Annotated in this window: 21 protein-coding genes; 13 read left to right on the top strand and 8 right to left on the bottom strand. The window is 43.9% G+C overall.

Translation table 11 applies throughout. From position 1 onward, the window contains the following. Positions 1–32: 32 nt before the first annotated feature. Positions 33–593 (top strand): sigma-70 family RNA polymerase sigma factor, encoded by a 561-nt coding sequence (locus J7623_RS04930; RefSeq protein ID WP_291917835.1) that lies wholly within the window; start codon positions 33–35, stop codon positions 591–593. A gap of 129 nt (positions 594–722) precedes the next feature. Here the strand turns inward: J7623_RS04930 and J7623_RS04925 are convergent, their stop codons facing one another. Then, positions 723–1088, bottom strand: a complete 366-nt coding sequence (locus tag J7623_RS04925) for a helix-turn-helix domain-containing protein (protein ID WP_291917831.1) — start codon at positions 1086–1088, stop codon at positions 723–725. Between the two features lie 192 nt (positions 1089–1280). On the opposite strand from J7623_RS04925, the gene J7623_RS04920 reads away from it, so the two are divergent. Further along, positions 1281–4397, top strand: coding sequence for an efflux RND transporter permease subunit (locus tag J7623_RS04920; protein ID WP_291917828.1), 3117 nt, complete (start codon positions 1281–1283; stop codon positions 4395–4397). A gap of 6 nt (positions 4398–4403) precedes the next feature. On the opposite strand, the gene J7623_RS04915 is transcribed toward J7623_RS04920, so the two are convergent. The 3 genes from J7623_RS04915 to J7623_RS04905 are packed head-to-tail and all read right to left on the bottom strand — an operon-like array spanning position 4404 to position 6430. Next, complete coding sequence (locus J7623_RS04915; RefSeq protein WP_291917826.1) at positions 4404–5015, bottom strand: hypothetical protein; 612 nt, start codon at positions 5013–5015, stop codon at positions 4404–4406. Next, on the bottom strand, positions 5015–5548 hold the full coding sequence (locus J7623_RS04910) for a sigma-70 family RNA polymerase sigma factor (RefSeq protein WP_291918338.1): 534 nt from the start codon (positions 5546–5548) through the stop codon (positions 5015–5017). Before J7623_RS04910 ends, J7623_RS04915 begins: the two co-directional genes overlap by 1 nt. Before the next feature lie 45 nt (positions 5549–5593). Next, positions 5594–6430: a hypothetical protein gene (locus tag J7623_RS04905; protein ID WP_291917823.1), complete on the bottom strand. Its 837-nt coding sequence runs from the start codon at positions 6428–6430 to the stop codon at positions 5594–5596. A gap of 184 nt (positions 6431–6614) precedes the next feature. On the opposite strand from J7623_RS04905, the gene J7623_RS04900 reads away from it, so the two are divergent. Further along, on the top strand, positions 6615–7067 hold the full coding sequence (locus tag J7623_RS04900) for a lipocalin family protein (RefSeq protein WP_291917820.1): 453 nt from the start codon (positions 6615–6617) through the stop codon (positions 7065–7067). Between the two features lie 93 nt (positions 7068–7160). Here J7623_RS04900 and J7623_RS04895 read toward each other — a convergent pair whose 3' ends face one another. From J7623_RS04895 to J7623_RS04885, 3 genes are all read right to left on the bottom strand, one after another. Further along, positions 7161–8531, bottom strand: coding sequence for a sugar porter family MFS transporter (locus J7623_RS04895; protein ID WP_291917817.1), 1371 nt, complete (start codon positions 8529–8531; stop codon positions 7161–7163). A gap of 43 nt (positions 8532–8574) precedes the next feature. Beyond that, complete coding sequence (locus J7623_RS04890; RefSeq protein WP_291917814.1) at positions 8575–10368, bottom strand: class I mannose-6-phosphate isomerase; 1794 nt, start codon at positions 10366–10368, stop codon at positions 8575–8577. A gap of 89 nt (positions 10369–10457) precedes the next feature. Next, positions 10458–11192, bottom strand: a complete 735-nt coding sequence (locus J7623_RS04885; protein WP_291917811.1) for a GntR family transcriptional regulator — start codon at positions 11190–11192, stop codon at positions 10458–10460. Between the two features lie 276 nt (positions 11193–11468). Here J7623_RS04885 and J7623_RS04880 point away from each other — a divergent pair, with 276 nt between their 5' ends. The 6 genes from J7623_RS04880 to J7623_RS04855 all read left to right on the top strand — a co-directional run bounded on the left by J7623_RS04880 (position 11469) and on the right by J7623_RS04855 (position 21762). After that, complete coding sequence (locus J7623_RS04880; RefSeq protein WP_291917807.1) at positions 11469–14609, top strand: TonB-dependent receptor; 3141 nt, start codon at positions 11469–11471, stop codon at positions 14607–14609. A 22-nt stretch (positions 14610–14631) separates the two neighbouring features. Then, positions 14632–16572 (top strand): RagB/SusD family nutrient uptake outer membrane protein, encoded by a 1941-nt coding sequence (locus J7623_RS04875; RefSeq protein ID WP_291917805.1) that lies wholly within the window; start codon positions 14632–14634, stop codon positions 16570–16572. 49 nt (positions 16573–16621) lie between these two features. Further along, a complete protein-coding gene (locus J7623_RS04870) occupies positions 16622–17791 on the top strand; it encodes a DUF5000 domain-containing lipoprotein (RefSeq protein ID WP_291917802.1) in 1170 nt (389 codons plus the stop codon). 28 nt (positions 17792–17819) lie between these two features. Then, positions 17820–19034 (top strand): DUF4998 domain-containing protein, encoded by a 1215-nt coding sequence (locus tag J7623_RS04865; protein ID WP_291917800.1) that lies wholly within the window; start codon positions 17820–17822, stop codon positions 19032–19034. A gap of 6 nt (positions 19035–19040) precedes the next feature. Continuing rightward, on the top strand, positions 19041–20378 hold the full coding sequence (locus tag J7623_RS04860; RefSeq protein ID WP_291917799.1) for a hypothetical protein: 1338 nt from the start codon (positions 19041–19043) through the stop codon (positions 20376–20378). A 901-nt stretch (positions 20379–21279) separates the two neighbouring features. Further along, entirely contained in the window at positions 21280–21762 is a 483-nt protein-coding gene (locus J7623_RS04855) for a RidA family protein (RefSeq protein WP_291917796.1), read from the top strand. A 180-nt stretch (positions 21763–21942) separates the two neighbouring features. On the opposite strand, the gene J7623_RS04850 is transcribed toward J7623_RS04855, so the two are convergent. Then, positions 21943–22467 (bottom strand): hypothetical protein, encoded by a 525-nt coding sequence (locus tag J7623_RS04850; protein WP_291917793.1) that lies wholly within the window; start codon positions 22465–22467, stop codon positions 21943–21945. Positions 22468–22607: 140 nt separating this feature from the next. Between J7623_RS04850 and J7623_RS04845 the strand changes: the two genes are divergently transcribed. From J7623_RS04845 to J7623_RS04830, 4 genes are all read left to right on the top strand, one after another. Next, positions 22608–23075 carry a DUF4265 domain-containing protein gene (locus J7623_RS04845; RefSeq protein ID WP_291917790.1) on the top strand — a complete coding sequence of 156 codons (468 nt, stop codon included), beginning with the start codon at positions 22608–22610 and terminating at the stop codon, positions 23073–23075. Between the two features lie 245 nt (positions 23076–23320). Further along, entirely contained in the window at positions 23321–23686 is a 366-nt protein-coding gene (locus tag J7623_RS04840) for an avidin/streptavidin family protein (RefSeq protein WP_291917788.1), read from the top strand. Positions 23687–23755: 69 nt separating this feature from the next. Then, complete coding sequence (locus tag J7623_RS04835) at positions 23756–24355, top strand: sigma-70 family RNA polymerase sigma factor (protein WP_291917786.1); 600 nt, start codon at positions 23756–23758, stop codon at positions 24353–24355. Positions 24356–24446: 91 nt separating this feature from the next. Beyond that, the gene (locus J7623_RS04830) at positions 24447–25661 is read left to right on the top strand and encodes a FecR family protein (RefSeq protein ID WP_291917784.1); all 1215 of its coding nucleotides are present in this window, start codon (positions 24447–24449) and stop codon (positions 25659–25661) included. Positions 25662–25841: the final 180 nt, after the last annotated feature.

The raw sequence follows: 25841 nt of genomic DNA, 5'->3' as shown, positions 1-25841 counted from the left end.
CTAAACCAATCTCTTCAAAAAGGAAACGAGAAATGCAACAAAACAACCAGGATGCAGTCCTTTTGGAACTGCTAAAGGATGGTAGTGCCGAAGCTTTTACCACCGTGTACAATAAGTACCACCGTATTTTGATGTCACTTGCCACAGACATGCTGAAGGATGACAATAAGGCGGAAGACCTTATCCAGGAGTTTTTTATTGATTTCTGGCAGAAGAAATCCTTTCTTAAAATTGATGTAAATTATCAGAACCGGGACAGGGCTTCTATCATGAAGTGCTATCTGTATGCCAGCGTGCGTAATCGCTGCCTGAACAAGATTACCCGTGAAAAGAAATTTACCAGCGTAATTCCGGATGAGCCATTTCTGCCAAATGATCCACTGGAAAGCAAAGAGATTTATACCCAGGTGAATACCGCCCTGAAAAGTAAGGTGCCGCCTAAATCCTCCACTGCCTTCCGTTTGAGACATTACGATCAGAAAAGCCATAAGGAAATAGCGGAAGAAATGAATACCAGCATCCAAACAGTAAAGAACCAGATCGGAACTGCAGTGAAAATTTTACGCGGTTATTTTAGTCCAGCCCACCTGTAAACCTCTCATCGTATTTAGCAAAAAGTATAAAGCTGAAAGCAAAAAGCTATTATAGCGGATGATCATTCGCTATAATAGCTTTTTGCTTTCAGCTTTATGCTTTCTGCTTATTAATATCCCAGGTAGGTATCAATTGTTTTTGGTGCAACAACCTATTTCTTGTCCGTCGCCATGCGCTTCCGCATAATCATTGCCCCATTTATTCATCATGTTAATGATTGCGATGGCCCGGCTGCCCCATTCTGTCAGGTGGTATTCCACGCGGAGTGGTACTTCTGCATATATCTTCTTATATACAATATTGGTTTCTTCCATTTCCTTTAATTGCTGACTCAATACCCGCAGGGTAGACCCGGGGATGGCACGCCACATTTCACTCGGCCGATGAATGCCCAGCTGGATGCAGTCGAGTAAACATGGCTTCCACTTGCCACCCAGTGTTTTGATGGTAATATTTACACCGTATTCAATTTCGGGGAGCTTTTTAACATACATACAGTACCATTTTATTAGACCAAATATATTCCATTTCGTGGAAGCCGCCAGCAGCCCATAGTGATTAATTTATCCGTTAGAGATTCTTTCATCCTGTATTGCTTACTGAATCAATTAAAAAGACATTTGTACTGCGAATAACAGTTATATACACACGGAGCGGCCGCCCGGAATTGATAAACAGAATAATGTATGTTGAAAAGAATAATTGACCGTCCAGTCACGGCCACTGTGGTATCTATTATCCTGGTGATACTGGGACTATTAGCCTTGAAAGGGCTGCCTATGGAAACATTCCCTGATGTAGCCCCTCCTTCTGTGGTAGTCACCGCCAGGTATCCCGGCGCCAACGCCGAAACCATTGCACGCGCTATTGCTACCCCATTGGAACAGGCCGTGAATGGGGTGGAGAATATGACTTATATGTCTTCCTCCTCTGCCAATGATGGCACATTAAACCTGACTGTTTTCTTCAAACAAGGCACTAATGCAGATCAGGCGGCAGTAAATGTGCAAAACCGCGTAGCACAGGCCATGAACCAGTTGCCCAAAGAAGCGGTGCAGGCGGGTGTTATCACGGCCAAGCAGCAAAATGGTATGATCATGTACATGGACCTGTACGCAATTGATGGCCGCTATGATGGAGAATTTATTAACAACTATGCATTGATCAACATCATCCCCAAAATACAGCGGATATCAGGGGTCGGTAAAGTGGCATTATACGGCAGTAAAGACTACGCCATGCGTATTTGGCTCAACCCTGCACAACTGGCAGCTTACCACCTTACACCGGATGAAGTGATCGCCGCTATCAATCACCAGAACCTGGAAGCCGCCCCCGGCCGGCTTGGAGAAGGCAGTGAGTCGTCTTATGAATACGCTATCAAATACAAAGGCAAGATGAACCAGGAAGTGGATTACGAAAACATTGTGATCCGCGCCGATTCCAGGGGCAGGGTGATGCGCCTGAAAGATGTAGCCCGTGTAGAGCTGGGATCCCTTGATCACGTATATGCGTCGGCGGTAAGCACCCGGGGGAAACCAGATGTGGGACTATTTGTATACCAGGTGCCCGGCTCCAATGCCAACGAAATACAAACGGCCATTTATGAACTGATGAAAAAACAGGCGAAGTCGCTTCCTGACGGCATTAAGTATAACCTGAGTTACAGTACCAAAGACTTCCTCGATGAAGCCATTGAGCAGGTAACGCATACGTTGGTGGAAGCGTTTATACTGGTATTTGTGGTAGTATTTCTTTTCCTGCAGGACTGGCGTTCTACCCTGATCCCAGCACTGGCCGTACCGGTATCCATTATTGGGACCTTCTTTTTCATGCAGTTATTTGGCATTACCATCAACCTGCTGACACTCTTTGCATTGGTGCTGGCCATTGGTATCGTGGTAGATGATGCCGTGGTGGTAGTAGAGGCAGTGCACAGTAAACTGGCCCATGGAATGTCGCCACGAACAGCCACCATTACCGCGATGAGTGAAATTACCGGCGCCATCTTTTCCATTACGCTGGTAATGGCGGCAGTGTTTTTACCGATAGGGCTGACGGATGGCCCTGTGGGCGTGTTTTACCGGCAGTTTGCTTTTACACTGGCGATTGCTATTGTACTTTCTGCCGTGAATGCATTGACCCTCAGTCCTGCGCTATCAGCTATCCTGCTAAAAACATCGAATGTGGGAGATAAAAAAACTGGCCGTCGCTTTTTTGAATTGTTCAATGCCGGCTTTGCCGCTACCACGAACAAGTACGCCAAAGCTGCGCATTTCCTGGTGCGGAAAAAATGGTGGGCTTTCGGCGGACTGGCACTAATAACGGCGGCCGCTTTTATCCTGGTACAAAATACGTCCAAAGGATTTATTCCTACGGAAGATCAGCGTAACCTGATATCGACGGTGAGTCTCCCGCCAGGCGCAGGCTACATGCGTACGAAGAAACTACTGGACAGTGTGGAAAGCCGCATCAGTAAAATAGCCGCCGTAGATTTCACCGTAGTGGTAGTAGGAGAGAACCTGATGTCTGCTACGGTGTCTCCTTCCTACGGTTCCGTATATACGGTGCTGAAAGCAAAAAAGGAACGGGGTGATTTTTCAGATATCAACCAGGTTGCAGACTCTATCAACAAGATTTTTGCCGCCTTCGCGGAAGGCTATGCTTTTACCTTCACCATGCCCACCGTGCCTGGCTTTGGGGCGATAGATGGATTGGATGTAGTGCTGAAAGACAATACCGGCGGCAATATCAACAAGCTGGCAAAGCAGGCCGACGAGTTTATTGCCAGCCTGTTGGCCCGTAAAGAAATTGGGGGCGCCTACACCTCTTTCAGTGCTAACTACCCGCAATACCAGCTGGAGGTAGATGAGGTGAGGGCCAGGCAATTTGGATTGGAGGTCAGTGATGTATTAAATACCATGCAGGCATATTATGGCAGCGTATATGCTTCTGATTTTAATCGCTTTGGTAAATATTACCGGGTGGTGGTACAGGCGGATGTTCCCTATCGCAAAGATGAAGGCAGCCTCGATTATATATATGTGAAAAACGAGTATGGAGAGATGGTGCCTGTGAAATCCGTTGCCCGCCTGAAACGTGTGTTTGGTCCGGAAGTAATTAATCACCTCAACCAGGCCAATGCCATCACCATCAGTGTGCAGGCGAACAAAGGTTTTTCTACCGGAGACGCCATGAAAGCTGTTAATGAAGTGGCGTCGGTATTGCCGGTGGATTTTTCCCATGAATATATTGGTTTGGCTCGTGAAGAGCAGGCATCCGGCTCGCAAACGGTTTTCATTTTCGGGCTATGTATCATATTTGTATACTTCCTGTTGTCAGCACAATATGAAAGTTATATCCTCCCCCTGGCAATTATGTTATCCCTGCCTACCGGTATCCTCGGCGTATTTGTGTTTATCCGGATGATGGATGTGACCAATAATATTTATGTGCAGATAGGGCTGATTATGTTGATTGGGTTACTCGCAAAGAATGCTATCCTCATCGTGGAATTTGCCATACAACGTCGTCGTGCAGGTAAATCGCTGGTGGAAGCGGCATTGGAAGCAGCTACGCTTCGGCTGCGTCCCATCCTGATGACATCCCTGGCATTTATTGCAGGCCTGTTGCCTTTGATGTTTGCCCAAGGCGCATCTGAGCAGGGAAACCGCGCCATCGCCTCCGGAGCGGTAGGAGGAATGTTGTTCGGGGTGATATTAGGACTGTTTATTATCCCCGTATTGTTTGTGGTATTTCAGGGATTGCATGAAAAATTCTTCGGAGTGCCGGCTAAAGCGTAAACGGAACTATTGCTTTTTAGGTATCGAGTCCTTGTTGACATCCAGCCGGTAGTCATCGGGCTTAATACCTTTTACGCCTTTGGGCCTTTTGCGGACGGGCATCTGGTAAATACTGTCAAACACCCGTTCCGGTGTTTTCTGATGAGAAGAAACAAAAGAATCTATTTTTTCCGGTGTTAGCGGCGGTGTGGCAATAGAATCTACACGAACACTGTCTGGTACATGAACAGGGGAAAATGCGCTATTCTTCTTTATAATAACAGGAAGGAGGGGCGCATTTTTCTTTCCTGTATTATGGTCATTAACAGCAGCACTATCAATAGCAGGTGCTGTTTTTTCTATAGCTGGTGGTGCTTTGGGCGTAGTGGTGTTAGCAGGTGTTTGATGTTTGGTATGATAATACCAGTATATTAATGCAGCAATAATGATGGCGCCTATGATTCCAAACCCGGCTTTACCCCCGTATTTAGGCTTAGGCGTAGGTTTGGCTTCCGGGATATCCACACCGGCATCCAATTGCATGGCAATGTTGTCCCAGATCGCGTCTGCCATATCAGGCACAGGCATCTGTTCCAGCTTTGCTGCTATTAAATCTTCGTATGGTGTGGTTTTATTCACTATGTTTTTGTTGCTGTTAATTTTTGCTGAAGAATTTTTCTTGCCTCACTCAAATGCCATTTACTGGTGCCTTCGCTGATATTCAGTTGTGCGGCAATTTCTTTGTGCGTATAGCCGTCGATGGCATATAGTACAAATACCGCGTGGGTAGCGCGTGGCAGCTGTCGGACCAGCTGCAATATAGCTGCCGCATCTGTTTTTTCAATAACGCTGTTGTTGACGAAAAGCTCTTCTGCTGTATGTAATTCCAGGCTGGTAAACCGGCTGCGTTGTTTAATATGATCTAATGACTCGTTGATAACGATCTTCTTCAACCATCCATGAAAGTTTCCTTTGTTTGTATCAAAGGTGTGGAGGCTCCGGAACATTTTCACAAAAGCATGCCCCAAAATATCAGCGGCTTCATGTTCATCCGTGGCATAGCGCATGGCAATAGCCATAGCAAAGCCATACAGCTGCCGGTACAGTTGCTCCTGCGCTTTTCTATTGCCATTGCGGCAATCAAGGATGATATTGCTTAAATCTTGTTCCAGGAATTAATGAGCCCTTAATTTTTTATATGCATGTTTAGGGAGATGTTACCATTTGGCATCATTCACCCGCCTCGCAAAAATAGCGGTGGCAATAGCACTGACAGGTAACTTTTCCGTAGCATTTAATTCATTATAGAACCAGACATTCCGGTCTATCAGGTCAATAATGGCAATCACCCCGTCATGCGTGCTTAGCTCGTAACCCGACAATAATTTAAATGGCAACTGCCCGGTTTTACCGTTGGATAAGGATGTTTTTTTGATACTCAACGGCTTTATAAAAATAGTATCAACGCCGTTGGTAGCCAGTCCATTATCTTCCTGTTTAATAAAAGTAAAAGGGTTATTGTCGTGCTCGGCTTCCCGGTCGTAGATGTTCGTCATCAACAGTTCCCAGTTTTTATTATTACTCCGGGTGGTATCTGCCACAATCATTGCAGAAAATATATATTGGTGCGCCATCAATACGGAAAAGCCATTAAGGATGCTATTATCGTTGTTGATGCTTTCGTATCCCCGTGTTTTGGTTAACTCCTTTTCACGTGCGTATATGTCTACCTGGTCTCTTCCATCTGATAACGTGTAACGGAATTTTGTTTTTTCCTGGGTAACGAGTTCAGATTTCCGGATACCATACTTCTGGAGGAATAAGTTTTCCAGGAAAAAGCCATTCCCACCCCAAAACCATGGCGCATTGCTGATATGCATCCCTCTCTTAATTTTAGACGTGCTGAAATTGGCAAACGACATCTTATTGCCCCTGGCACCGTCCACATGCTGCATCACTGCCTGTTGTTTAAACTGCTCCGGAATAGCCAGTTTTATAGACGTCCGGCAGCTCATTAAGCCCGCGATACCCAATACTAATACAATGTTTTTCATCTTGTTTTACCGGCTATTTTAATACGATACTTCATATATGCAGCCCGATCTCCGTTACTAATACCCCGGATTTTAAAGAAGGGTTGGGTATTCCCTAAAAAAAATATTTTTTCAATTTTCCCAACCATTTGGGTTAATAGGGAGGTACTACTGGCAAACACTTATTTCTATTCAAATCAAATGTATGAATACAATTACAAAAAAATGGGCTTTAATAGCAATGACAGCAGGTACTATCCTTTTTTCCTGTAAGAAAGAGAAAAGCATTGATCCACCGGCATGTGCGGTTAATGTGGCCAACATCTCCGGGGCATATAAACTGACCGCCCTGCAATACAAAGCCAGTGCTACCGCCGCTCCGGTAGATTACTACGCTTATACAGAGGACTGTGAGAAAGACGATATCGTCACCTTTAAAAGTGATGGCAGTTATGACTACAACGATGCCGGAACTACCTGTAGCCCCGATAAGACCGAGCATGGTACCTGGCAGTTGAAAGGAAATATTTTAAGCAAAGATGGAGAGTTGGATGCTACTATCGAAAGCTACGATTGTAAAAGTAAGACCATGGTGTATTATGTGGAAAATGCGCTGAAGCAGGGGGATAGGTTAACGTTTACATGGGTGAAGCAGTAGGAAATGTTTGCTTGCTGGTAAAAAACAGTTATTAGCATAAAAAAAGAAGGCGTTTCCCATCCGGAAAACGCCTTCTTTTTTATGCTATATCGCTTAATGCCACATTCCTTCTACTTCTTCCAATGACTTACCCTTCGTTTCCGGCACCAATTTATATACCGTCACAAACGCAAGGAAACAACAAACCGCAAAGAAACAAAATGTAACAGCAGCCCCCGCACGACCTAATAATATCGGTGTTAGCTGTCCTACAATGGTATCTGATACCCACATGGCCATAATACTTACTGCCATGGCCCTCCCCCTGATTTTAGTAGAGAAAATCTCTGCTGCAATCACAAATTTCAACGGCCCCAGCGAGAACGCGAAACATGCCAGGAACAGGATGATGGAGATGACCAGCGCAATATTATTCGTAGCCCCGGTATAAAAACAAACGCTGGTGAAAAGCAGGCTGACAGTACCACCAATGGCTCCGGCAATATAAAGTGGACGGCGGCCCATGGTGTCCACTTTCCAGATGGCAATGAGTGTGAATATAAAATTCGCCAGACCAAAGATCACCTGGCTAAGAAAGGCGTTGGAAATATTGATTCCTGCATCACTCAGTATCCGTGGTCCATAATAGATTACGGCGTTGATCCCGCTGAATTGCGAGAATACTGGCAGTAATATCCCGATCAGCAAAGGCTTGCGCATAGCGGGCGACAACAACTCCCTGTAAATGCTGGTAGAAGAAGCTTCGGCAGCAGGAACTTCGTGATCTGTATCTATAGCCGTACCCGTTAGACTTTTAATAATGTCCAATCCTTCTTCGCGTCGGTTGTTTTGTATCAGCCAACGCGGACTTTCCGGCACAAAAAATAATCCGATCAGGAACAGGATAGATGGGATGGCGCCAATACCAATCATACCACGCCATACATCTTTCGCAAAAAGCAGGTGCATAAATGACGTAGATGGAGCATCCACCTGGCTGATGGCATATTGCAGTAACAGGAAGTTGGTGGCATAAGCAATCAGGATACCCGCAGTAATAGCCAGTTGATAAAAGGTGACCAACCGTCCGCGGATATTGGAGGGCGCTATTTCTGAAATATATAACGGTGCTACCATAGAAGCCACACCCACGCCAACTCCGCCTGAAATACGTGCCAGTACCAGCATGGTAAAATCGAGCGATAATGCAGAACCCACCGCTGATAACAGGAACAGCAACGCAGATGCCATCAGCATCTTTTTGCGGCCTAACCGGTCGCTAAGGCCACCGGAGAATGCCACACCTGCCACACAACCCATTAAGGCAGAAGATACAAACCAACCCTGTGCAGAATCCGACAAGTGGAACTGATCTGTTACAAAGGGTAATGCGCCGGAAATAACTGCCATATCAAAACCAAAGAGCAGTCCTCCCAGTGTGGCGATGAGTGTGATGAGCAACAATGAAGATGAAGCGCGGTTCATGAATGTATTTTTTATTTCGGTTGATAAAATAGAAAGGAAATGGTTAGCAACATTCTTCTTTCATAAACGACCTTACTACTTTCACCGGTTCGTTTTCACTCACCAGCGTGTAACTACCGGTAGCAGCGGGTATGATGAATGTTTCCGCGTAATGTACGGTTTGTTCCCGGCCATTGGTAATGACTTTGATAGTACTACCTTCCACGAGGCTTAAGATATGACATTGCCCGGCTGTAGTCAATTCCATCACGGAATTAAATTCGAGGCGTTCAATGCGATAGAAATGTTGTGGATGAGTAGGCAGGTACACAATTTGCCAATCGTGCCCGGTTTGTATCGTCATTGGTTGAGACAGTAAAGTATTTTTCACCACTTCTCCCTTTCTCTCAAAATCAAGGTTAGCAAAGGCGCGGTCGATGTTCAGTGTGCGGGGTTGTCCGCTCAGGTCTGCCCGTAGCCAGTCGTACATCTTGAAAGTGAAAATATAAGGTGTAGCGCTGATCTCCAGTACCAGGTTGTTTTTCCCGGAGCTGTGTACTGTACCGTTAGGTATCAGGAACAGGTCATGTTTGTGAGATGGAAAAACCTGTACATATTTTTCGATATCCACGGGTTGATGCTCCTGGAAACTGTTGTGCAGTACCTGTTCAAATTCAGCGGCGTTAATATTTTCCTGGAACCCGAGGTAAACTTTAGCGTCGGGCTTTGCATCCAGGATGTAGTAGGTTTCATCCTGTGTGAAATCTTCGCCAAAATTTTCTTTGGTATAAGCTACTGATGGGTGACATTGTACAGAAAGATTACCACCGTCGAAGGTATCGAGGAAGTCGAACCGGATGGGGAAGGTTTCGGGGAACCGTGCTGCTGCTTTTCCCAGCAGTGCCTCGTTGTTCAACATCTGCAGGGTATCGAAGGTGACTTCCAGGAGTACGTCATCAGACTCCAGTAATACGCCGTTTTCGGGGGCAATGAGTTCAAAAGACCAGGCATAATTTACCACGTCCGGGTTGAGTGCAGGAATTTGTTCTTTGATCCATTGTCCGCCCCATACGCCTGGTTCGAACCAGGGACGGGCCCTGAAGCTGTTACGTGTCATATTGCCAAGTGTGTCACGGAGTGTGGCGCCGGTACACCAGCTGATGTCGTTGATACGCTGCTCATCAATGATGATATCGATTTGTGGCAGCAATTGTTTTTTATGGCGGTTGAGTGCCGGCCAGTCTACGAAATAAAATTGTTTGTATTGAAGTTTCGGATTGTTACCTGGTGCAGATTGGCCAAGGTTGCAGACTTTACCTGCCCTGGAGCGGAATTGAATTTCATTTTTAGGAACATCAATGTAGAAGATAGGGGCTGACCAGCCGGCCAGTGAGGCGCCGCAGCCATATACAATATTGAGTTTCCCTGGTATGGGTTGTAGTTGCTGCAGTTTATCAGGGGCAAAGAAGTCAGATAATGTTCCGGTAAAACGTTTACCAAACAAAGGATCTTCACCACCGATGCTGGAGGCAATGAGGGAGTTGATATCTGAGGAAGGTAGCAATGCATCTGTGATGGCAACAAAATGTGTGTCGATGTTTAATACAGCCAGTGCTGCCTGCAGCTTTTCGATGAATGATTCCCAGAGTACGCCGCCATAGCCATCCAGGACTATATTGGATGATTGTTGTGCGATCTGGTGAGCTAATGTGTCAAAGCCTGTATAGATAGGACCCGTTGCAGGAAAGCTCGGGTAGATGTCGTATCCTGTATGCTGTTTATCTTTCGTCAGTGGGATCAGGTATTGTGCTGTGGCCCGTGACGCTGTCATCTGTTGTGCTTGAGTGGATGATAACATGTTTGCCATTTAATCATTATGTAAATATGTACAAACATATTGTTTGTATCCAAGAAAAGCAAGTTTTCTTTTAAGCCACCGCGGAAAGATCAGGGGGTGCGCCTGCTTTCCACGGTATACACGAAGCTTTCAGCCTTATAATAGCCCAGGTTGTATTCTATTGGTCGTTCTGCCTGGTCAAAAACATATCTTTTCCGGAATAGGATAGGGCTGTCCACGTCTACTTCCAGTTTGCCCGCAATGAACTTATCGGCAGTCCTGGCGCTGATTTCCTCTTTGGATACGGTGGCCGTTACGTAGTGGTCCTGCTCCAGCATTTCATACAGGGGCCGCTTAAAATCTTCGTCGCCCGTGAGGCCGATCCGGGGATGAAAGTAGGAAACGAAATAAACAAATGGCTCCTGTGGATTACCCCGCAAACGTTCCAGCTTCATGACTTTCTTCTCGGGTTTGATATCGAAGAAATTGGCTACCTGTTCATCCGGGTGTACCCAACTGATATGTAATTCATAATTCCTGATAGTAATGCCCCTGGCTTGCATTTCCTGTGTAAAGCTCAGCCAGTTCATCGACTTGGAGCTCATCTTCTGGTGGGCCACTTTGGTTCCCAGTCTTTTCTTCCTTACCAGTAATTCTTCATATACCAGTTTATTAATAGCCTGACGCAGTGTTGGCCGCGAAATGGCCAGCTTCTTTGCGAGCTCTACTTCATTGGGCAACAGTTTTCCTGCCTGGTACTCGGGTTGTTTTATCAGCTCCCTTAGCAGGTTTTCTGCCTGTATATGCAGTGGAGTGCCGCTTTGATGGTCAATTGATAAGTTCATATATGTAATAACATAGAAAGCTGGCTGCAAGTTAACAAATAGCCTAAATCCATGGCCATTTTTGACGAATACCGTTGTCTTCAGCAGGGTCAAAATAACGTATGTCTTTGAGAAGATCTAATACATTTATACGGATAAAAATGTATAAATTATTGATTAATAATACAAATAGCTCAAGAGAAAATTTTTCTTTTCAAAAAGCTTTGACGTTAACTTTTTAATATGTACTTATGTATGTACAAACCAACATCTAATTATTCATTTGTCTGCTCTGTTATGAAAAAACGCATCCCAACCTCTCTGCGACAGAAATGCCTATACTGTCTCTTGCTGCTATTTATCGGGAATGCTTCCTTTGCCCAATCTATTACCGTAATAGGTAAAGTAGTAGACGCAAAAGGACAAGCGATGCCCGGCGTAACTGTAAAGGTGAAGCATCGTAATACCGGCGCTGTCACCAGTACCATCGGCGAATTTGCCATCAAACTGGAGAAAGCCTCTGATACCTTACTCATCAGCTCCATGGGGTATGTACCACAGGAAATCCCTGTAAACGCGCGACGTACCTTACTCGTCACATTAGAAGAGAACCGTAATGACCTGAACGATGTAGTTGTCGTGGCTTACGGCCAACAAAAGAAACAAAGCATGGTCAGTTCCATCACGACCATCAATCCAAAAGAAATCAAAGGACCAACCAGTAACCTTACTACTATGCTCGCCGGACGTATCTCCGGATTGATATCTTACCAACGCAGCGGTGAGCCGGGAGCAGATAATGCTTCCTTCTTTATCCGCGGTATTACCACTTTCGGCTCCGGTAAGCAAGACCCCCTGATATTAATTGATGGAATGGAATCTACCAATACAGAACTGGCCCGTCTGCAACCAGATGATATTTCCGGCTTCTCTGTGCTCAAAGATGCCGCCGCCTCTTCTTTATATGGTGCCCGTGGCGCCAACGGCGTTATCCTTATTGCTACCAAAAGTGGTAAATCCGGTGTAACGAAAATGAATATACGTTTTGAGAACGCCTTCTCTTCCAATACCCGTAATATAGAACTGGCAGATAACATTTCCTATATGGAGCTGGCCAATGAAGCAGCCGTTACCCGCGACAGGCTGGCACCGTTGCCTTATAGCCAAAACAAAATCGACCACACCAAAGCAGGCGATAATCCATATCTGTATCCTAGTAATGACTGGCTCGGAACCTTGATCAAAAAATCAACGAATAACCAGCGGTTGAATGTCAATCTCTCTGGTGGTGGCCAGAAGGCGCAATACTATGTAGGGGCCACCATGAACCAGGATAACGGGATACTAAAAACACAGAAGGGAAATAACTTCAATAATAATATCAAGTTGAGAAGTTATGAGGTGCGTTCTAACATCAACATGAAGCTGACGTCCACCACAGAAGCCATCATCAGAACTACTGGTAATTTCGATGATTATAATGGTCCCATAGGAGGAGGTGCTGCTATCTTCCAGGGAGCTCTGAAGGCCAACCCTGTATTGTTCCCAGCTATCTACCCAGCCAGCGCGCTGCCAAAAGTGAACCACCCACTATTCGGAAATGCTGCACGTGGCTCCAATGGTGAAGTGTATAATAATCCTTATGCATGGATGGTATCAGGATTCAGCCAATACAATACCTCCATATTGAATGTACAACTGGAAATAAAACAAGATCTCAATTTTGTTATACCTGGTCTTTCTGCCAGAGTAATGGCATACACCAAACGTCTTTCTTACTTCGACCTGAGCCGGCAATACAATGCATTCTTTTATGCCGCTAATCCCGTTATAAAGGCGCCGGGCGATTATACACTTACACTGTTAAATGAAAAAACAGCCACGGAATATCTTAATTACAATGGTGGTGGAAAAATGGTGAATACTACTACTTATATGGAAGCGGCTGTGAACTATAACCGTACATTCAACCGAGTTCATAATATCAGTGGATTGTTAATCGGTATTCGCCGGAACTATCTGAATGGAAACGCCGGTGACCTGCAATCATCGCTCCCATTCCGCAACCAGGGAATTTCCGGCCGCTTTACTTATGGCTACGATAATCGCTATCTGGTGGAAGGTAACTTTGGTTACAATGGGTCGGAACGCTTTGCAAAAGATAATCGATATGGCTTCTTCCCATCCATTGGGATGGCATGGAATGCGGGCAATGAGCAATTCCTGGAGAGTTATAAAAATACGATCACACAACTGAAGTTACGCGCTACCTATGGCCTGGTAGGTAATGACCAGATAGGAAGCGCAAATGATCGTTTCTTTTACCTGTCAAATGTTAACCTGAACAATAATGGGTACGGATCATATTTTGGTCAGAATTATGAATATAACAGGCCAGGTGTAACCATTTCCCGCTACGCCAACAACGCCATCACCTGGGAGAAGTCCCAAAAAGCCAATATCGGGTTGGACCTGGGACTCTGGAGTGCACTCAATCTGACTATAGATGCCTATAAGGAACGCAGAAGTAATATTCTGATGCAAAGGGCTTATATCCCAAGTACTATGGGGCTTTCAGCACCTATCAGCTCCAACGTGGGCATAGCAGAAGGCCGAGGGATAGACGTAGCCCTGGATTATAATAAGAACTTCGGTAAAACATGGCTGCAGGCAAGGGGAACATTTACCTATGCCGCCAGCAAACTATTGGCCAATGAGGAGCCAGATTATCCAGCCAGCATGAAATACCTTTCCCGCGTAGGACATTCCTTAGGCCAGGTATACGGATTGGTAGCAGAAAGATTATTTGTAGATGATGAAGAAGTAAAGAACTCTCCCCGTCAGAATTTTGGAGAAGTGAGAGGCGGAGATATCAAATACCGCGACCTGAACGGCGATGGACAAATCACTAACCTCGATATGGTGAATGCCATGGGATACCCTGTTACACCGGAAATTATTTATGGATTCGGTTTCTCTTTCGGATATAAAAACTTTGATATCAGTACCTTCTTCCAGGGTTCGGCCAGATCTTCATTCTTAATAGATCCTGCCTCTATTTCTCCCTTCGTACAGGATGGTAGTAATCAAAACGGATTATTGGATGTTATCGCCAAAAATCACTGGTCAGAAGACAATCGCAATCTGTATGCCTTCTGGCCCAGACTTGGTTCTACACAGAATAAAAATAACAATCAGCTCTCTAACTGGTGGTTACGCAATGGCGCTTTCCTTCGGATGAAGAGTGCGGAAATTGGTTATAATATCGGTGAGAAGGGGATGAAAAAATATCATATCTCCGGCCTGAGAATTTATCTCAATGGTACCAACCTGTTCCTGATCAGTGCCTTTAAATTATGGGATCCTGAACAGGGAAGTAACGCATTGGGATATCCTGTTCAACGTGTGTTTAACGTAGGCGTTAATGTTAGTTTATAGTGTATCGCCAAAATCAATTGTTATGCAACCATTACATACATATCAGACATCAATAAAATCTTTACGTAGCAGATATTTCACTATCATTCTGCTATGCGCTGCTGCCGCCTTTTTTGCAGGCTGTAAAAAAGGATTCCTGGATATCATACCAGACAACCTGCCTACACTGGATCATGCTTTTGCTAACCGGCAGGAAGCAGAAAAATTTTTATTTACCTGTTACGCTTACCTGCCGAGAGAAGGAAATCCGGATATGAATCCAGGGTTCAGTGCTGGTGATGAAGCATGGACCTATTGGCCCATGAATGAGGATTATTTTAATCTCGACCCTTACAACATTGCCCGTGGTACCCAAAGCAGTGCAGAACCATACATGAACTATTGGGATGGATATGATGGAAGACCACTATGGCAGGGGATTCGTAACTGTAATATTTTTCTCGAAAATGTGAATAAAGTAATCGATCTGCAGCCTTATGAAAAAGAGCGCTGGATTGCTGAGGTGAAATTCCTGAAAGCCTATTTTCACTGGTATTTATTCAGAATGTATGGCCCCATTCCCGTTGTGGATAAAAATTTACCTACTACCGCAACGCCGGATGAAGTACGGATATTCAGGCAACCTGTTGACTCCGTCGTTAATTATATTGCCAGCCTTTTGGATGAGGCTGCCGCTGGTGAGAACACCGGACTACCACTGTCTATTACCAGCTCTACTACAGAACTCGGACGCATCACAAAAGTAGCAGCACTGGCTATCAAAGCCCGTGTACTGGTAACGGCCGCAAGCCCTTTGTTCAATGGTAACGGTGACTTTGCCGGTATGAAGAATAAAAACGGACAGATACTTTTTAATCCACAGTATGATGCTACCAAATGGGTAAGGGCAAAGGATGCCTGTAAAAAAGCTATCGATCTGGCTAAGGCCGCCGGAGTGAGATTATATCACTTCTCCTCTCCACTCACAACAGTAGATCACGCTACACAAATAGAAATGAATATCCGCAATGCCGTGTGTGAGAAATGGAACAGTGAACTAATATTTGGATTAACATCAGACGGAGACCCTACCTACTGGCTGCAAACATTTGCCTGCCCTCAGTTGGATCCTGAAGAGTTTAACCTCAACCTGAAAGGAAAGCTGGCACCTCCTATGAAAATGGCCGAAATGTTCTATACCCAAAATGGCGTACCTATTGAAGAAGATAAGACCTGGGATTATGGTAACCGCTATAAGCTGCGGACAGTAACAGCGCAAGATACCGGTATGCAGGAAGGGTATAAAACAGTTGGATTACATTTTGAAAGAGAGCCAAGATTTTATGCAGATATAGCATTTGATGGTTCCAAATGGTTCATGAAAAACCAGAATTATAATATTCAAAGTAAAGCGGATCAATATTCAGGTAAAAAGCAAATCCGCTTATATTCTGTCACCGGTTATTATACTAAGAAAGTAGTGAGCTGGAACCTGAATTTTACCGCTACTTCGCTGAAAACAGAATCATATCCATGGCCGGTAATGCGTTTGGCAGATCTTTATCTTTTATACGCAGAGGCGTTGAATGAAACCGGTGCCTCCGCAGAAGCGTTGCCCTATCTGAACCAGATCCGCGAAAGAGCCGGACTACCATCGATAGAAACTTCCTGGTCTACTTATTCTACCAACCCAACAAAGTATACATCTGTAGCCGGACTACGTAGTATTATCTGGCAGGAGCGCGGTATAGAAATGGCGTTTGAAGCTAGTCGTTTCTGGGATCTGCGTAGATGGAAAACAGCACCACAGGTATTAAATGGTCCTATTTATGGGTGGGATATTCAGCAAACGACCTATGAAGGTTATAATCGTAAAGTATTTATATACAACACACAATTTGTTGCTCCCCGCGATTATTTCTGGCCCATAAAGGAATATGATCTCCAGATCAATACCAACCTGCAACAAAATCCAGGGTGGTAACAGCTGGCTATTTGCTTAAAAACATTTATACCTGCTTAAATGCACTGATATGAACAAACGAATTTATCTCCACATAGTATTAATATCCCTGCTGGTGATCTCCTCCTGTAAAAGAGAAGAACCCAGACCTGTAATAGAAGATCATACGGCTCCTGGCGTGGTGACAAATGTATCTGTTATCAATCTCAATGGCTCCGCAAGAATCAGCTATATCTTACCGAAGGATGCTGATCTGTTATGTATAAAAGCAGTATATAAAACCACTAAGGGAGTGCAAAGTGAAACGAAAGTAAGTCGCTATAACAGTAGCCTCCTGGTAGAAGGGTTTGGGGATACCAGTAACTACAAAATAACCTTGTATGCAGTAGATAAAAGCGAGAATGTCTCTGCGCCAGTAGAAGTAACCGTAAAACCATTGGAACCAATCATCTGGATTGTTAGAAGAACGATTAGTGTGGTGCCTGATTTTGGCGGCGTGAATGTGAAATTTGACAATGCGAAAGAATCAGATCTGGCGGTGGTGGTATTGGCTACGGATTCTCTTGGTGCATTTTCTCCGTATATGACGAAGTATACCAATTTACCAGTGGGTGACTTTTCAACCAGGAATATGAAAGATGTCCCCACCGACTTTGGCGTATATGTGCGTGATAGATGGGGGAATATGTCCGATACCTTCCATATAAAAATAACACCACTATACGAAGAGCTGCTGGATCGTAAGAAAATGAAGGGGCTAATACTGCCTACGGATGCGCCTTTGGGTTATGGAGGAGATATCTCAGGAATTTTTGATGGCAGCACCACCACCGGTTTTTATCACTCTGGAGATGCCGCCAGAATGCCGCAATGGCTTACTTATGATATGGGCGTAACCGCCAAATTAAGCCGTATTGTATGGTTCATGAGGCCTGATTACTTATATGGCCTTCATAGTCCCAGAAAAGTGGAAATATGGGGCTCTAACAAACCTAATCCAGATGGAAGTTTTGATGATAGTTGGATACTGCTCACTGAACATACCCAGATAAAACCATCGGGCTTGCCTCCGGGAAAACTTTCCCAGGCAGATATGGATGCAGCAGCAGAGGGAGAAACTGTCACTTTCCCATTGAATACACCTAAAGTGCGTTATATACGGTTTAAAACACTGAGTAACTGGACCAATGGGACTTATTGTCAGTTTCACGAACTCATGACCTGGGGAGATACAAAATAAATTATCTGTCAACCAAGAAATTAACCACATGAAAGATATCAGGCTTTTCATTTTTTTAGGGACACTGGCTATTACCGCCTTCATTATGTCCTGTACCAAAACCAAAGGCGATGCTTACAGAAAGTTTATGGAGGGTGGTGAAATCACCTATCCGGGCAGAGCAGACACAGTACTGGTAGGTGCGGCCGGCCTTAATACCCTTCAACTGTATGTTATTTTAGGTAACGATCCTTTAGTAACGCGGGTAAAGATTCTCTGGAATAATAACAACGATTCAGTAGATATTCCGGTAAAAAGAACAGCGGGAAGAGATACTATTATCCAAATGATAACTAACCTGAATGAAGGAGATTACAACTTTATCATTTATACTTATGATAAGGAAAGTCATCGCTCTGTAATGGTGAATGCTTTCGGAGCAGCCGTTGGCGAAAGTTATGTAAGCACACTCGTTAACAGAAACCTGCAGTCCGTAACGCAGAATGTTGATGGTAATGTGGTGTTAAACTGGGCAGCAGCTGCTACCGGAGAGCAAGGGGTTGAACTAAATTATATCGGCTATGATGGAAAGACATGTACCAGGATTGTACCTGCTACAGAAACCCAAACAGTACTGACTGATTATAAAGGAGCTTCAACATTAAGCTATATTTCCAGATGTAAGCCGGACACCAGCTCTTTTGTATTTTTTTATCCTAAAGAAGGTGCGCTTACCATTACATTACCGCAGTTTGAAAGACAACTACCCAAATCTGGCTTTAGTGTACTGGAACTACCAACCGATGTAAAAGATGGCGGTTATCTATGGTTCATTAATTATCTCTGGGACGACAATTACAATCCTCCGGGTTTTGCTACACAATCTATCATCCCCTGCTGGTTCACGATAGATTGCGCCAAAGCAGCAGCCCTCAGCCGTTTCAAAGTATGGCAGGCTAATGACCGCTTATATGTAGGCGAAAGTGTTAAGACCTTTGAATTATATGGTAGTAATCAGCCTGCGGCAGATGGTAGCTGGGGGAGCTGGACAAAGATCGGCTCATATGAATCTGTCAAGCCTTCTGGTTTGCCTGTTGGTCAAAATTCAGACGATGATGTTGCTTATGCCAAAGCCGGCGAAGAATTCAGTGTGCCTGCAGGAACAGCACCTTTCAGGTATTATCGCTTTAAATTGCTGACCAACTGGGGCAATGCAGGGTTTATGACAATAGAAGAAATTACATTTTATACACACGATAAGTAACGACAGATGAAACGATTATTCATACTGCCATGCCTTATTCTGGCAATGGCAGCACACGCACAGCAAGGAGAGTTGAAGTTGTTATCCTATCCGGGCCGGGTGGAAACAGCTAATATCAGCAAAGCTACATTGGCTAAACAGATACTGGCCGACCATCGTTTAGACACCGTACAGGCATGGGCGTTAAAAGTATTAACCGGTTTCAACGCAGGCACAGGTTATGGTGAAATCTGGATCAGGGACTTTAATACCTTTATCAAAGGCTCGTTAAAAGTACGTAGCAGCCAGGATGTGAAAGAGGCGCTGCTCCTGTTTTTCAAACTACAAGGCGCTGATGGCAATATTCCCGATGGCGCTATCAATGAAAAGCAAGCCAACATCGGTTATAAATATGGACACTCAGAACTGGCGCCAGGTTGGGCCAGCCACAAAAACACCGTGGAAACAGACCAGGAGTCATCCCTGATACAGGCCGTAAAACAATATATAGATGTAACAGGTGATAAAACTATTCTCCAGGAAAAAGTCGGGGATCAAACCGTGCTGCAAAGAATGGAAGCCGCTATGCGTTTCATTTTGAATGATCGTTGGGCAAAAGAATATGGCCTGGTGAAAGGCGCTACCACCATAGATTGGGGAGATGTTCAACCAGAAACCGGATGGGGCGTAGCCTTGAACGACAAAACAAAATGGTCGGTTGACATCTACGATAACGCCATGTTCCTTCTGGCCATCAATGATTTCATGGCTGTCAAACCAGCTACCCATGCCGCTAAGGATAACTGGAAAAATATTGCTGCTACGCTCCGGAAAAATATCCAGAAACATCTCTGGGATGCGAAAGCTAACAAGTACATTCCGCATCTCTACCTGAATGGAAGTCCATTCCCGGCCTCCTTCGATGAACGCAGCATTCTTTACACCGGAGGTACCGCCTGTGCTATACTGGCCGGTTTACACGATCAGAAAGAGATCCGTGCGATCAACCAGCAATTCCTGGCCGCCGCCGAAAAAGAGCAATTCGCTACCATTGGTATGACTGTTTATCCTCCATACCCGGTGGAAGTATTTCCCAACATGGCCGCCTATCTCTACCAGAATGCCGGCGACTGGACCTGGTTCGGCGGGCGTATGATCACCGCATTAGCTAACAATGGTATGCCACTGGAAGCCTATGCGGAAATGAGCCCCATGCTGGATCGTGTAATCAAGAATAAAGGATTCAATGAATGGTATGATGTGCGTACTGGCAAAGCATCCGGATCAGGCGACTTCAGAGGAGAAGCCGGGGTGTTGTTTGATGCTATTAATCAGTTGAAAGCGTGGGCTGGAAAAGTGAAGTAATAAGTGTTGAATGTTAGATGCGAAAATCCCATGGAACGATTGTTCTATGGGATTTTTTATGATTGATTTTTATGTTGCTCAGATAGCGCATTTAAGCCTTTTTAACGCGTTTTTTTGTTTAGAATTTGATAGTAACCTTATCAAAGATGGCAGAAAAGCCAAAAATTAATAGAATTAAAGCTGTACTGGCAGAGAAAGATATTCTGCAAAAACCTTGCTGCTATGGTGGGAAAAACGCCTGGTGCTATTACGCGGATTTGTAATAATGATTTTTAATCAACATTAAACTATTAAGAGATCTTGCTCTTGCTTTGGATGTAAGTATATGCGAACTATTAGTTGATCCCAGGAAGAATAAATAATAATATTAGGAAGGTTTTCTTTTTGCCTGCCAGTTCAAAATTTCGCACCTTAGCGTAAAGAAAAAAACAGGCGCCGAAATAGCCAACATTGCTACTCCTATAAAAAGCGCAATGTATATAAGACACCCATCGCCACTACATGGCTGCGTTCCTTCTATGATCAAGGCAATAGAAGTAATGAGCCCTACGAAGGAAATAAAGCAGCCTAATAAACGAAGAATTCGGATCATCGGTATGATTTAATGTTTGTGTGGGTATTTCCCGTGCGTCTATATAAGAAAAGAGAATTCCCGAAGTTATTCTGGATAGTTCTGCTGTCCGATTTTAAATATACTCACTTTTTTATCTGCACCAAAATCAACTTATTTATTCTTTCCGGTTGTTCTTCCTTTACATAATGCTCGCAGATATCTATTCTCTTGCGTCCGCCACAGCTGTAATTGCGGCATTATTTTGAAGTGTGCAGCGATATCGTTATACACTTCTTTTTAATCAAATGTGATGGTAAATGTCTATCTTGAAATAAACTATCCACTGCTATGAGAAAAGAAATTATTTTAGGTATTATAGCCTTGTTGTTTGTTGTATCAATTGCCGAAGCCCAGTCAGACAAGTCCTCCGTCCAGTTTATGAATCCTGCTGAAGTAGCTAAACCTAATGGATACTCACAAGCCGCCGTTATTGACCTGGGAGCTAACAAAATGATCATACTCTCGGGGCAGGTACCATTAAATGCTAAAGGAGACCTTGTTGGGAAGGATAATTTTGAACAACAGGCAGAGCAGGTTTTTACTAATATTCAGAAAGTGATAGCGGCCGCAGGAGGAAAGATGTCTGACCTCGTAAAACTATCTTATTTTATACGGGATACAAAAAATCTGAAAACACTCCGGGCAGTAAGGGATCAATATATAGATATTCAACATCCGCCAGCCAGTACGCTGGTACAGGTAAGTAGTTTGTTTAGGGAGGATGTTTTACTGGAGATAGAAGCGACCGCAGTCATTCCTTCTCATAAATAACTGGTAGGAGTTGTGGATGATTTGAATGAGATCTTTGTATAAAGATAGATAAGCTTCACATCAACAAGTATGTCATTTCTCGTGTCTGTTACAAACAGCATCCGCAGACCGTTTTCATATTCTCCGGTTTGTTGCGTGTATACTTTATTGAATTGATAAGGTAGCGTAAAGGTTTAGGGTTTACTTGTTTTTCATAAGTGCATACCACTCTCGGAGCTCCTTCATCAGGTCTAAGCTAAATTCAGCTTCCAGCTCCTTATTCGTCTTATTATGATGCCATTGATAGGCTGACCATTCTAATTCTTCAATTTCAAGAAGTGAAGCATATATGTTTTCAAAGCTAATACTATCATAAACACGATGTTTACTCTCTTCATAAAATGGATAAGCGTCAATAACGGTATTTTTTATTCCCCGGACACCCTCGATAAGCTGTCTTCTATTATCAAATATTTCATCCGCTATTGAAAGCGCTATTTCAATAGCTGCGTCACGTTTATCTGGCAATATAATGCCTAATTCATCTAATGCGTTATGGTAATAATGAAGAATGTCATAAACGTCGTCGTGCTTAGAAAACCCAGCCAAAATCCAGAGAGAGGGAGAATCATATCCTTCCTGCAATGCCTGTAACGCGGCACTGGGCACGGTTCTTATGCTTTCAATATTTAACAGGATTTTTAAAGCCAGCAATCGGAAGTTCAATTCTTAATGTTTTATAGGTAATCAGATTAGTATAGGGCAGTATTAATTTGGGTATTGTGCCTAAGATAGTATGTTTTGGGTGACAAATGGAGATTGTTTATTTTATTATGTTACTTTAACATTAACAACATATTGCTTCTATGCTTGATGATCAGCATGAATACGAAAAGATACTATTCAGATTTTACAGCGAAGTACTCGGAAAGGAAACGGTGGAAACAATGTGGGCATTAACTATTGACAAAGAGAAAGGATATTACAAAATGGACAATATTCCTTTTTACGCACCAATGATAGCCAGCGACGACATTGTTTTTGCCGAATATGATGAGACGGAGGGCCGAATAACATATCGTCGAACCATAGAGGCCTCGGGGAACTCTACTATTCAGGTGGTTGTAACGGATGAGACACAAGATGTAGCAACACTTCGTGCAACGTTCAAGGAAGTAGGGTGTGAGAGTGAAGGAACAGGTGCAGGGTATTTTGTAGTAGAAATTCCTGCACAGTTAGATTATTCTCCGATAAGGGCAAAATTGGAGCAACTTAAATATGCGGGAATTATTGATTACGGAGAACCCTATTTATCATGTAATCATCAATATTAGAGGAAGAAAGGATAGGCATTGCGGCAACTCATCCATCTAGCGTCCGTCCTTTTACAATATCCGCCAGCGATTGTCTTTTCATTCCCTTTAAACCAACGTACTAAAAGCCATAGACCGAAGCGCGGAGCCCGGAGCAATTGGTTCCACAGGCACTATTTTTGGGCGGTCTTTGACCGGAAATAGCAGACAGCATCAGCTATTTCAGTGTACCTCATTTTATCACTGAAACATAATACTATTATTTTATGTCATCAGAAATGAATTGGATAGGGAGATGGAAAAACCAATATGGTTCCATTCTGGAAATTACCCATCAGGAAGATGGGATGCTGCAAGGTTATTTCGAATCCGCTGTAGATGAAACTACGAAGGGCGAGCAGTTGCTGCTAACAGGTGTATGTCGCAGAAACCTGATAGCGCTAACCTGCGCTGGTGGAGATCATGTTGTCACCTATGCAGGAATGTTTTATGAAGGAAAAATGCAAACGATGTGGCAGGTGGTGACCGATGAGGTCATCGGAGCCAGTAAAGGAGGTGCGCTTGCAATAAAAAAGCCACTTGCCTGGTGGCAGTCTGTAAAAACGAATGCAGATACCTTTGAGAGAATGTAAATAGGCCACTATTAACTGTGTGAAATTTTTAATAACATTGTGGCTAATTCGAATCAATCAACTTATTAATTGTCAGGTATTAATCATAATAGTGACCGCCAACTGCTGTTGCAGATCTCTGAGGGGGATGAGCAGGCGTTTGCTATGCTTGTGAAAGCGTATTCCGGCCTTCTTTTTACATACCTGGTCAAAATTACCAAAGATCAGGACATAGCTTCCGATGTGGTGCAGGAAATTTTCACCCAGCTATGGCTAACAAGGGAATCTCTGAGAGAAGTGGAAAGTTTTCGTTCCTGGCTATTTGTAATATCGAGGCATCATGCGGTCAGGATGCTGAAGAACATTGACAAAGAGTACAAAAAACGAGAGGAGTGGCATCAGATTACACAAACTGTGGCCGACGGCATGGAGGCACAGGACGAGGCCTCTTTAAAGGACGCGTACGATATATTAGTAAAAAGTGCAGTAGATCGGCTCCCGCCGCAGCAAAAGAAGGTTTGGATGCTTGCCCGGTTAGAAGGGAAAAAATATGCCGAAATAGCAGAGGAAATGCAGATTAGCCGGGAAACCGTAAAAAAATACCTCCAGATTGCCTCTTCATCTATCGTCGATTACATCAGGAATAATGGCCTGCCAATCATAATTTCGTTCCTGATTATAAAGTTGTAAAATTTTTTTCCATTGGAATACCCCCTTTTTTACAAAAGCCTTCTCCTAAGATAAAGATAGATCATATCCATTGAGATAAAATTGATTGACTGTGAATAGCAGACTAAAACACCTACTGGAGCGGTGGTCAAATGACCAGTTTACCGATGCAGAAAGACAGGAGCTTATTGATATGTTGCAATCGGCTTCTACTGAACAGGAAATCATTCCTGTACTGGAGGATATGTGGGAAAAAATACAGGATGAAGGTCTCTTTAGTGAAGCCCGGCAGCAAACAATGATCAAAAATATCCTGGATCGCTATCCAGGCAGGAAGCTTCCTGCTGATAAGGAGGCAGGGAAGGGTATGTATGTTGGTCACCGGAATCCGCTCATACGGAAATGGAGTTGGGCGGTAGCGTCTTCGGTGGCATTGATAATTGGTATTGGTGCTTATTACCTGTATTACAAAAAGCAGGCAGCAACACCATCTGGAATTGTGCAGTCGGTAACAAATGAACAACAAGGGAAAAGTAGCGTTTTACTTACCTTATCGGACGGATCACAGGTACTTTTAGATACTGTCAAAAATGGCCGGATAACATTGCAGGGAGGGACAGTTGCCAAAGTCACCAATGGAGTATTTGAATACGAGAGAACCGGTTCAGAAGTTCAATATAATACGGTATCTACCCCGAAAGGCAAGCAGTTTCAACTTAGGTTATCAGATGGAACCAACGTGTGGCTGAATGCGGAAAGTTCCATTCATTACCCGGTAGCTTTTACGGGTAAGGAAAGACTTATTAGTGTTACAGGAGAGGTTTATATGGAAGTTGCTCAAAATCCTTCTGTTCCTTTCAGGGTTGCAGTTAACGGCGGAACTTCTGTTGAAGTACTGGGAACAAGTTTTAACGTGAATGCATATGACAATGAGCAATCCGTTCGAACCACGCTGCTGGATGGAGCGATACGGGTTGCAATGAAAGGATCGGAAAGAGCAGCCTACAAACTACTTAAGCCCGGACAACAGGCACTTACTACCACCGGAAACAAGCCTATCCAGGTGTTTGACGATGTAAATGCAGCTTCGGTTGTTGCCTGGAAAAATGGCGTCTTTGATTTTAATGATGTTCCGCTGGAAGAGGCCATGCGGCAACTTGCAAGATGGTATGATGTTAAAATAATTTATCAGCAAACAATTCCGAAAGTACAGCTGGGCGGCACTATTAAAAGGAGCCTTCCCTTTACCGATGTGCTGTATTTTCTGAGCAACGTAGGACTTCACTACAAACTGGAAGACAACAGGACATTAATTATACTTCCCTGATGGCTATTGATGAGTCATTCATCAGGTGTTATTGATAACGCATTGGGCAGGCCGCTTAATAAAAACAGGCATGCCGGGATATCTCCGGAATGATCTGGTATGTAAATAAAGCACTTTGTTCAGGATCAACTACAAAAACCAACCAAAACTATTTAGAAAGTATGCATTTTTCTGCTTTAA

This window comes from Chitinophaga sp. (assembly GCF_017745275.1).
Taxonomy (GTDB): Bacteria; Bacteroidota; Bacteroidia; order Chitinophagales; family Chitinophagaceae; genus Chitinophaga.
This window is presented reverse-complemented; position numbering and strand designations above follow the sequence as displayed.